Raw genomic sequence first — 10152 nt, 5'->3', positions numbered from 1 at the left:
CTGACGATAAGTGCCTCGTATTGCTCTATTATCCTCTCCAGCTCCTCCTCACTTATCCCCGGCCTCACATCTACTTCGAGGCCTTCTTTTTTCATTCTTTCAATTGCCTCCTCAGCGATATTGCTGGCTACGAGAACTTTCATCGGATTCAGCTGAATCTGGCTTAATATAAATTTTTTTGAACACGATTTCGACAGCAATATCGCCCAAACATAACAAAAAATTGTGAAGAATGGCCGGGCTGACATCACTTCCTTCCGTTCCTTGTCACGACCTCGCCCGTCCTGATCCTCACCGACTTCTCCACAGGGATCACGAAGATCCTCCCGTCACCGAACCTCCCCGTTCTCGCGTTCCTGCAGATTATCTCAACGACCTCATCAACATCCTCATCGTCAACGACTATCTCCAGCTTCATCTTGTGGAGCAGGTCCACCTCTATGGTGCTCCCCCTGTACTGCAGCTGAATGCCCTTCTGCTCACCCCTTCCCTTGACCTCCGTGACCGTCATGCCCACGTAGCCCTTCTCCGCCAGCGCATCCTCCACTGCCTCAAACTTCTCGGGCCTTATTATCGCGACCACCATCTTCATGCGTATCCCACCTCTCCGTGCTGGGATATGTCAAGTCCGACGTACTCCTCCTCGAGGCTCACCCTCAGTGAGATTGCTGAATCGACGATCTTCGCTATCGCAAATGTAACCGCGAGTGAGTAGATCACAGTTATAGCGACAGCCATTATCTGAACCGCCAGCAGAGACGGGTTTCCGTAAAGCAGACCTGCATACCCTCCTATCGAGGGGTTCGCGAATATCCCAATCGCAACGCTCCCGAGAGCTCCGCCAACTCCGTGCACAGCCCACGCATCAAGGGACTCGTCGATGCCCTTCCGTATCCTGAACTCGAGCGCTGCAAAGCAAACGATTCCAGAGGCTATGCCTATGAGGACCGCAGCATGGACATCAACGAATCCTGCAGCTGGTGTTATTGTTGCGAGACCCGCAATGACACCGGTGATGATTCCGAGACTCCCAGGCTTTCCCTTCATCCAGCTTATCGCCATCCAGGTGATTCCGGCAAAGCAGGATGCTACGAAAGTAACCGTTATCGCGTTCACGGCGATCTCATTTGCAGCGAGGGCACTGCCACCGTTAAACCCAAACCAGCCGAACCAGAGCATCGCACCCCCTATCAGAGTGAGCGGAATGCTGTGGGGCTCAATGGGGTGCTCTCCGTAACCGTACCTCCTGCCGAGAACGAGTGCAAGAGCGAGTGCTCCGAATCCTGAGCTGACGTGAACCACCATCCCTCCCGCGAAGTCGAGTGCACCCATCTTCGCAAGCCACCCACCACCCCACAGCCAGTGTGCGAACGGTATGTAAACGAGGGTAACCCAGAGAGCCCCGAACACCAGGAAGGCCGAGAACTTCATCCTCTCCGCTATTGCCGAGGTGATTATCGCGAGCGTGACTGCCGCGAACATCATCTGGTATATCATGAACAGCATCTCCGGAATGCTGCCGTTGCCGCCTATGCCAACACCGCCGAGGAAAACCTTGCCGAGGTCACCGATGAGTCCTGCGACATCTCCGGAAAACGCCAGTGAGTAGCCGTAGACCACCCAAAGAACTCCAACGAGTATCGCAGAGACCAGGCTGAGTGATATCATTGACACGACGTTTTTCTTCCTCACCATTCCCGCGTAGAACAGCCCGACTCCGGGGATCATCAGCATCACGAGAGCTGTTGAGGCAAGTATCCACGCAACATCACCTGCTTCCATGGCATTCTGAAAATTTGATAAACATTTAAGGTTATTTAGTAAGTTTTCTGAAATTTTCAGAAAATTTGAGGAACATCTGAAAATCGCTAAACAAATTTTAGATGATTCGCCGAATAATGGAAAAATTTCCAATCTCTTAACTTTTTAGGAAAAAATTCCAGTTTAAGTTAACTATTTTTAGAATTTTACCGGATCGATCAAAAATTTTTTAAATTTGTTTCGTTAGGTGTGGTCATGAAGAACCCGCCCAGGATATCCGTGGCTCTCGACGGCGAAACATACGAGATATTCACAGAGTTAAGGGAATCTTTCAGCAGCGTCAGCGAGATGTTCAGGGAGCTCCTGAAGTTTTACAGCCGGTTCAGGTTCCTCGAAAGTCACGACCCGTTCATGATAAAGACATACGTGGAGATGCTCTCAGGAGGTGAACACGTTATCCTGGACATTGACCACTGGGTCGCCTTTCTCAAGTTCATGAACACCCACCCGGAAAAGGAGAGGTTCTGGGAGATACACCACAGCATTTCAAAGGCACATGCGGAGGAGTTTTCGGGCAGAGACATGGAGTTCATTCTACGAAGGCTCGAAGCGTGCAACTTCTTCAGAGTCAGCGTTAAGAAGGGAGAGTACACGCTCGTTCTTGGAAATGATGAGGTCAAGGAGTTCGTCAGAAAGTTTCTCGAGGGTGTGTTCGAGGGAATGGGTGTTAAGGTCGAGATAAAGGAGGAGATAGCAAAACTCAGGGTGAAAATCCAGAAATAGGGGTCTGCCAAGATGTGCGGTAACACATGAAGTCTGAGGTCAAACGCTCGAAAGTGTTTTTAACACACAGAGTGGGCTGAAATCATGAGAGCAGTCCTCTGTAACTCCTGCTCACACGTCGACGTGAACAAAATTGCCGAAAATTTAAACTGTGACGTTGAGGTAGTCGAAGAGTGTACCGGGGTGAGTGCAGATCTCGTCAGCTGTCCTGTTCTGTCCAGTGACGCGAAAGTGGTTGACCTTAGGCTTGTTGAGAGGTTGTTTCACAACCCGGAAAGGGTAGCCTCGTCCTGGATGAATTCCGAGCTCATCACCTCCAGCCCGGAGTACGACGTAATCGAAACGGGATATGAGATCGTTTACGTGGGCAGCAACCCTGAGGTGGTGAGAACCCTGAGTGAGGTCGCCAGTGTTGCGGTGATAACCGAGAGCGAGGAGGCAGTAACGGAGCTCTACCCCTTCAGGCACAGAATATTCTACGGAAGAGTGAGGAACATCACGGGAGAACTCGGAAGGCTGAAGGTGACCGTTGAGGGTGAGGATCTCCTGAAAGAGGAGCAGGGCATTTTCGAGATTGAGTGCGGAATGGCGATCGTGCCTCATGATGCCAAGTGGTCAAACACCGGAGTCATCAAACACGAGAACGAGTACAGATCAGTGACAGAGGCGATTCTGAGGCTCGGCAGCGTTAAGGTGGCAAAATCCGTAAAAATAGACGCGAATCTCTGTGCCACTGAAAAAAGCGGAATGTCCGGATGCACGTTTTGCCTCAGGTGCCCGAACGCGTCTGTGAGAAGGGAGAATGGAAGGATCGTGGTCGATCATCTCTCGTGTCTGGCATGCGGCTACTGCACATCGGTGTGCCCCACCGGGGCAGCTCGGAGCAGCGCTTTACCCTTCGATGCACTGATTGAGAAGATAGACCTCGCAGAAAGCGACACTATTGTTTTCATCTGCGAGAAAGCCCTCGGAAACCTGTACTCACTCAGCAGGAAAGGCGTAAAGCTTCCGGAGGCTCACATCGTTACAGTCCCGTGTCTAAATTACGTCTCTGACGTCCACTACCTATACGCGGTTCTGAGAGGGAGTCACGCAGTTGGCGTTCCCTGCGAGTGCGGATCCGGAATGTACGGTGATTTTGTCGATCTGGCAAACGAGATACTATCCGCTTTCGGATACCCCGAGGTAGAGATCACGGACGTTAATGGGCTGAACACCGTCCTGCACGAGCTGAAAGATAAACGCCACCCTGGAGGGATAATTGAGAGGGTGGACGGCTCGGGAAGGGTACTCATGGCGGCGATGCTGGCCAAGCTCTCGTCTCTCGAGGTCAGGAGTGGCACGGGCAGGATAAGCACGGACCGCTTCGCAGAGATAAGCATATCCGACAGCTGCACATTCTGCAAGACGTGTCAGGCATTCTGTCCGACCGGTGCGATCAGGAGGATGCCTGACGAGTCGAGAATATACTTCAACCACGCCCTGTGCATCTCGTGCAGGCTGTGTGAAAGGGCGTGTCCGGAAGGGGCAATAACCGTCGAGCAGGGGTTAAATCTCGAAAAGCTGTCGGAATTTGCTGTGTTCGAGACGGAGATGGTGGAGTGTCCATCGTGCGGGAGGAAACACATATCCAGGAAGGCACACGAAAAGCTGTCTCAGATACTGGGTCTGAAGGTGTCCACCATGTACTGCGAAGAATGCAGGCCGAAAATGATACTGGAGACGGTATACAACGAGTTGAAGGGTGATGAGAGGTGACAGGAATCGAGGAGATACTGAGGGGTAGGGCTGGTCTCTACTACCTCCTCTCGTCACTTTTCAAAAACCCACCGGGACCGGATTTTCTAACCGATCTGAGAGACGGAAGGCTGAGCGTTCCAGACGTCGACGGAATACGCAGGGGGTTTGAGGTCATGAGATCCCACGTCTCGTCTTTTGAAAGCATCGAGGACGCAGAAACTGCGGTCAAGCAGGAGTTCACCGAGCTCTTTATAGGTCCGTTTGGCTCGCCCGTGTCCCCCGTTCAGTCAACGTACGAGGGGGACGAGCCATACAGGGAGGTCAGCGCGAGGGTGATGGGGAAATACATGAAAATGGGCTACAGGAAAGCTGTGAAAGAGGAGCCTCCGGATCACATCGCAGTTGAGCTTGCGTTTTTGGGCGAGAGCTGCATGAATGCCGTAAACCCCGAAATGAGGATAAACGAGCTGAGAAATCAGAAGCGGTTTCTCGAGGAGGAGCTGACGAAGTGGGTGTTCCAGTTCTGTGAGGAGGTCAAGAAAAGAGGAAAATTCTACAGGGGTGTCGCCATTGTGCTCGAAGAATTCATGAAGCTGGAGAGAGAGCTGATCCCCGAACTCATGCACCACGAACTCTAACCTTTTATCCCCCTGACGATTCCTGCGATGTTTGCCACCGCGAAGATCAGTGTAATCGCCATGGCAACATTCAGCACTGCCGCCGTGACGGGGTTGCTTTCAATGATCCTCAGTCCGGCGAGACCCTCCATACCCGTGACGTAGAGAACGTACCCCAGCATCAGAGTTGTCACGATGACCACCGCAGCTCCCACGAGGGCAATGTAGCTGAACCCGCTGTGCTCATCTCTGCCTTCCACCATTTCAGCGCTGCCAACCCACTCCGGATGTTCCAGTTCGGCCTTTCTCAGAGATACCTTACCCGTGAATATGCTCATGTTTACGGGGTAGTTCCCCGGGGTCAGATGCAGTACCGTTGCGTGGGCGAAGATGAACAGCACGAAGAACACTGCAACGGCCGCGTGAATCAGCCGCACGGCGAAAAACAGGGCCGGATTGGACTCTATGAAGCTGAACGGGAACCACATTATCAGCCCCGTGACGACCTCAATGAGCGCGAGCAGCGGAACGCCGAAGATGTCCGCAACCATAATCCAGTCATACTTGCCAGCTTTTGGCCTCTCCTTGCTCACCCCGAGTGCCCAGAGGATGTCCTTGACCATATCTACTGCCAGTCTCGCAAAGAACCTGGGGGAGAGGGACAGGTTCGAGTCCCTTACCGCTCCGGTCAGCCTTTCAAGCAGGAAGTATATTCCGAAGTACACCATCGAGAACGTCAGGATTACCGCAAAAAGCCTGTGAAGAAGCATCGTCACCTGCGAGCCACCGAGCACACCCATAACCCATCCGAGCTCTTTGGAGAAGGTGATTGGCAGCCCAGTTATGATGAGCATGAAGATGGAGAGCGAGATCACGAAGTGGGCTGCGATCTGGGTTCTGGAAAACCTCCGAACGAGCATGGCATCACCTCAGTGCTCTTTATAGATCTTGTAAAACTTGAGGTACTCCACAGAAGTCAGAACCGCCACGACAACCGCGGCAAGCGTGAGAACGAGTTTGGCCAGGTATCCAATCTGGGTCGAAATGCCGAGTGCGGTCGTGTACTCGTCGCTTACCTCTGGAAGCAGCTTTCTGAAGTTGTTGTCGTTTATGTACTTCCCACCCATCGACCCGACATCGAAAATCGTGTAAATCAGCGGGCTCACTATTGCCAGACTCACCACGAAAGCGATTGCCGCCTTGGTGTCCATCACTGTTCACCTCAAAAAAATTTAGAAGGTCAGGAATATGCTCTCAATCTTCCCTGTTGCGAGGTACTCTCCAACCCTCTCTCTGAGTTTCTGAGCGATCTCAGCCTGCTCTCCTGCGAGCAGCGACTCGGTTGGACAGACCATTGCACACCTTGGGAGAGGGTCCCTCTCAATCTTCTTACCTGCCTGATCCTTCTGCTCGTATGGCTCAACGCAGAACGTGCACTTGTCCATCTTGCCCTTGCTTCCGAAGGCTCCGCTTTCCTGGAACTGAGGTGCTCCAAAGGGGCACGCAAAGGCGCAGTAGCCACACCCTATGCAGACGTCCTTGTTGACAAGCACAACACCATCGTCCCTCTTGTAGATGGCATTAACAGGGCATACCTTCATGCACGGCGGATCGTTGCAGTGAAGACAGGGCATGGGTATGTTCAGCTGTCCCGGCTCGCCCTCGTTGATCGTTATCACCTTGATCCTGTAAACGCCCTTCGGCGTGTTGTTGTAGTTCTTGCAGATGGCCTCACATCCCTTGCACTTTATGCAGAGGTTTGAGTGGGTGTCCACGACGAATTTGAGAGACATCCACCATCACCTCACGCCTCAGCATACTTCTCATTCAGATACTTCAGCACCTGATCGACGATTCCCTTCATCTTCTCGAGGTGTCCCATGAGCTCCTTCTCCTCACCGAGCTTGACCACATTGCATATTCCCGACTTCGTGTTCTGCATCTGAGTTTCTGGATCCCATCCGGGCGAATTCGTTACGTTTGCAGACTCTCCGTAAACGTACGGCCTGGTATCCATGTCATCGATCACCGGGAACCTGTCAAGGTACGGCTTGCCCTGGAACTGTCCACCCCAGTGGAACGGCATGAACACGACTCCCCTCGGCACTGCCCTCGTAACCCTCGCCTTGACGACGATTCTCGATGGGTCAGCACCGTACTCAAGTCCTCTCGGAGAGATCACCACAACCATGTCCCCGTCCTTAATGCCCCTCTCATTTGCGTCCGCAGGGTTGATCTCGACATACATTTCAGGCTGGAGCTCGGCGAGTATCCTGTTGCTTCTCGTCTCAGCACCACCACCCTGATGCTCGACCTGCCTGCCGGACGTCCAGATCAGCGGGAAGTACTCGTATATGTTGTACTCCTTGTACAGCTTCTGAAGCATTCTCGAGAGTATTGGCACCCTGTAGTGGAACTTTCCGTAGACCTCCTCGTCGTAGGTCGGGTACTTGTCTATGAGGTCTACTCTCGGAGTGTACACCGGCTCTCTGTGCACAGGAACGGGATCCTTCATGTTCCAGGCGTAGAACCTGGCCCTGCCCCTGCCGGATGGTACCATGTTCTTGTCCAGCCACTCGGAGTAGTCCGTGTTGAGGTCCGTGGCCCACCCGGGAACCTGGTCGTGGCCGTTGATGCCACTCAGGAGGGACTCGCCATCCGGAGCGGTTGTGCCCCACTTGACCCTGAAGTCGTGTCCACCCTCCCAGACGGGGATGTCGTTCCTGTAGAGGATCGGTGTTCCGGGATGCCTCTCGTTCCAGCACGGCCACGGCAATCCCCAGTACTCTCCATCGCACGGCCCACCTTCTGCCCTGAGGGTTTCGGGATTGAACGTGTAGTCGTACTCCTGCTGCCTCTTCAGCCTCCAGCTCTTCTGACCGATCATACCTATGGCCCTCGCACCGACGGTGATCTCCTTGTCGAGGACCTCTTCTGGAGTGATTTCCTCAGGAGGCTTGTTTCCGAAGTTTATCGTGAACTTCTCGTACAAACCGGGGTCGTACTTGTCGAGAGCCTTGACGAGACTGAGCAGAATCCACATGTCGTCTTTTGACTCGTAAAGCGGATCAATCACCTTGTTCCTCCACTGCACCTGCCTTCCGCTGTTTGTAACGCTACCACTCGCCTCCCACTCGGTTGCCGCTGGAAGCAGAATTATTCCATCGTCTCTTTCGGCCAGGGCGGCACCACTCTCAACAAACGGATCAACGAACACGAGCAGCTCTGCCTCCTCAAACGCCTTTTTAACCAGCCTCAGGTCTCCGAGGGAGGGCGTGGAGTGGCCCCACATGAAGATTATCTTTATGTCCGAGGGCTGATCTATCTTCATCGCCGATTCGACGGGGAATTCGTCCGTGTCTCCGGGAACAACTCCGACCGCAAACCTCGACATCGTGAATCCTTTCTTCTCCATGAACTCCTTGCTCGCAAACCTGCTCTTCAGCCACTCGTAGTCAACCTTCCAGACTTTCGCCCAGTGCCTCCACGCCTTCTCGCTGAGCCCGTAGTAGCTCGGGAGCGTGTGGCTCAAAACACACATGTCCGTGGCACCCTGCACGTTGTCGTGTCCTCTGAACGCGTTAACGCCACCACCCGGCTTACCGGCATTTCCAAGCAGCAGCTGGAGGATCGCAAACGCTCTTATGTTCTGCGAGCCAGTTTCGTGCTGTGTAGCACCCATCGCGTACTGGAGAGTCGCGGGCTTGTGCGTGGCGAGAATCTTCGCCGCCTCCCTGATCTTCTCCGCAGGAACGCCGGTAATGTCCTCAACGAGTTCCGGTGGGTACTGCATTATGACTTCCTTTACCTTATCGAAGCCGTAGGTCCTCTCTCTTATGAATTCCTCGTCGTACCATCCGTTTTTGATTATCTCGTATGCAATTCCCCAGATCAGAGGTATGTCGGTTCCCGGCCTGAACTGAAGGTGCAGGTCGCTGACAGCCGCAGTCCTGCTGAACCTCGGATCCGCGCAGATCAGAATGGCTCCCCTCTTCTTCGCCTCGTATATGTGGTAGAAGCTCACTGGATGTGCCTCGGCTGGATTCGAGAGGAACAGTATTGCCTTCGCGTTCCTCATGTCGTTGAAGTTGTTTGTCATCGCTCCGTATCCCCACGTGTTTCCGAGTCCGGCAACTGTTGTGGAGTGGCAGATTCTCGCCTGGTGGTCTATGTTGTTGGAACCCCAGAACGCCATGAACTTCCTCATCAGGTAGGCAGTTTCGTTGCTGACCTTGGCGGACCCTGCAAAGAACACCGCGTCTGGCCCGTACTTCTCCCGCACCTCCACCATCTTCCTCGCAATTGTGTCCAGGGCCTCCTCCCAGCCGATCTTCTCCCACTTTCCGTTTCTCTTTATCAGCGGGTATCTGAGCCTTTTCGGAGAGGTCACGGTGTGGTTGATGCTCGCACCCTTGCTGCAGAGCTTGCCCCTGTTTATCGGGTGGTTCACCCACGGCTCGATACCAACCAGCTGACCATTCTTAACCTTTCCGAGGATTCCGCATCCAACCGCGCAGAACGTGCAGATCGTCTTGACGAGCTTGACGTCCTCCTGCTGAGCCTGCTCAGCTATCTGCTCTGCTTTGCTCTTTTCAAAGAAGCTCTGACCCTTGTACTTTAAAAGACCACTTGCTGATGCCATTCCAATCGCACTGGCCTTCAGAAACGTTCTTCTCGAGATTCTAACGGCGTTTAAGCCCATTTTACCACCTCTACCCAACACACCACAAGCAAGGCGTCAAACGTAATTTTTAGGGGATTATTGTCATAGATAAATTTTATGCAATGAACAATATAACTAAACAAAGGTATATTATTATATCACAGAAAATAAATAATTTACGAAATTTTCTTAAATCATAAGAAAACTTCAGAAAAATTATGAAAACTGACAACCATCACTGTTTTTCCTGCAATTCTCTCTCCCTCAGCACCCTCCTCAGTATCTTCCCCACAGCAGATTTGGGCAGCTCATCTACAAACTCGATCAGCCTCGGAACCTTGTACGCTGCAAGCCTCTCCCTGCAGAACTTCTCGATCTCCTTCTCGTCCACCTTGCCTTTGTACTCCTCCTTCAGCACTATGAACGCCTTTACAGTCTCTCCCCTGTACTTGTCAGGCACACCGATGACAGCGCACTCAAGCACGGCGGGATGCTCGTAAAGCACTTCCTCTACCTCTCTCGGGTATATGTTGTAACCTCCCGCGATGATGACATCCTTCTTCCTGTCCACTATGTAGAAGTAGCCGT

The 10152-nt window shown here is 52.8% G+C and carries 10 protein-coding genes; 3 read left to right on the top strand and 7 right to left on the bottom strand.

The features are described from left to right. Positions 1-247 precede the first annotated feature (247 nt). Complete coding sequence (locus ACXJJC_RS04660; protein ID WP_456369687.1) at positions 248-592, bottom strand: P-II family nitrogen regulator; 345 nt, start codon at positions 590-592, stop codon at positions 248-250. Further along, entirely contained in the window at positions 589-1782 is a 1194-nt protein-coding gene (locus ACXJJC_RS04655) for an ammonium transporter (protein WP_456369685.1), read from the bottom strand. The genes ACXJJC_RS04660 and ACXJJC_RS04655 overlap by 4 nt, the downstream gene beginning before the upstream one ends. Before the next feature lie 234 nt (positions 1783-2016). On the opposite strand from ACXJJC_RS04655, the gene ACXJJC_RS04650 reads away from it, so the two are divergent. From ACXJJC_RS04650 to ACXJJC_RS04640, 3 genes are all read left to right on the top strand, one after another. Continuing rightward, complete coding sequence (locus tag ACXJJC_RS04650) at positions 2017-2544, top strand: ribbon-helix-helix domain-containing protein (protein WP_456369683.1); 528 nt, start codon at positions 2017-2019, stop codon at positions 2542-2544. Between the two features lie 84 nt (positions 2545-2628). Further along, positions 2629-4302: a 4Fe-4S binding protein gene (locus ACXJJC_RS04645; RefSeq protein WP_456369681.1), complete on the top strand. Its 1674-nt coding sequence runs from the start codon at positions 2629-2631 to the stop codon at positions 4300-4302. Next, positions 4299-4922 carry a TorD/DmsD family molecular chaperone gene (locus ACXJJC_RS04640; protein ID WP_456369680.1) on the top strand — a complete coding sequence of 208 codons (624 nt, stop codon included), beginning with the start codon at positions 4299-4301 and terminating at the stop codon, positions 4920-4922. Before ACXJJC_RS04645 ends, ACXJJC_RS04640 begins: the two co-directional genes overlap by 4 nt. Here ACXJJC_RS04640 and ACXJJC_RS04635 read toward each other — a convergent pair. The 5 genes from ACXJJC_RS04635 to ACXJJC_RS04615 form a co-directional block, all read right to left on the bottom strand. Beyond that, complete coding sequence (locus tag ACXJJC_RS04635; RefSeq protein WP_456369679.1) at positions 4919-5821, bottom strand: cytochrome b/b6 domain-containing protein; 903 nt, start codon at positions 5819-5821, stop codon at positions 4919-4921. The genes ACXJJC_RS04640 and ACXJJC_RS04635 overlap by 4 nt on opposite strands. 9 nt (positions 5822-5830) lie before the next feature. Then, entirely contained in the window at positions 5831-6112 is a 282-nt protein-coding gene (locus ACXJJC_RS04630) for a hypothetical protein (RefSeq protein WP_456369678.1), read from the bottom strand. Between the two features lie 21 nt (positions 6113-6133). Then, positions 6134-6694, bottom strand: a complete 561-nt coding sequence (locus ACXJJC_RS04625; RefSeq protein WP_456369676.1) for a 4Fe-4S dicluster domain-containing protein — start codon at positions 6692-6694, stop codon at positions 6134-6136. An 11-nt stretch (positions 6695-6705) separates the two neighbouring features. Next, complete coding sequence (locus ACXJJC_RS04620; protein ID WP_456369674.1) at positions 6706-9603, bottom strand: formate dehydrogenase subunit alpha; 2898 nt, start codon at positions 9601-9603, stop codon at positions 6706-6708. A gap of 196 nt (positions 9604-9799) precedes the next feature. Continuing rightward, the coding region (locus tag ACXJJC_RS04615) for an AMP-binding enzyme (RefSeq protein ID WP_456369673.1) at positions 9800-10152 on the bottom strand (353 nt) is incomplete at its 5' end.

Source organism: Geoglobus sp., assembly GCF_054018175.1.
The sequence above is the reverse complement of the archived record's forward strand: the minus strand, read 5'-3'. Positions and strand labels throughout refer to the sequence as shown.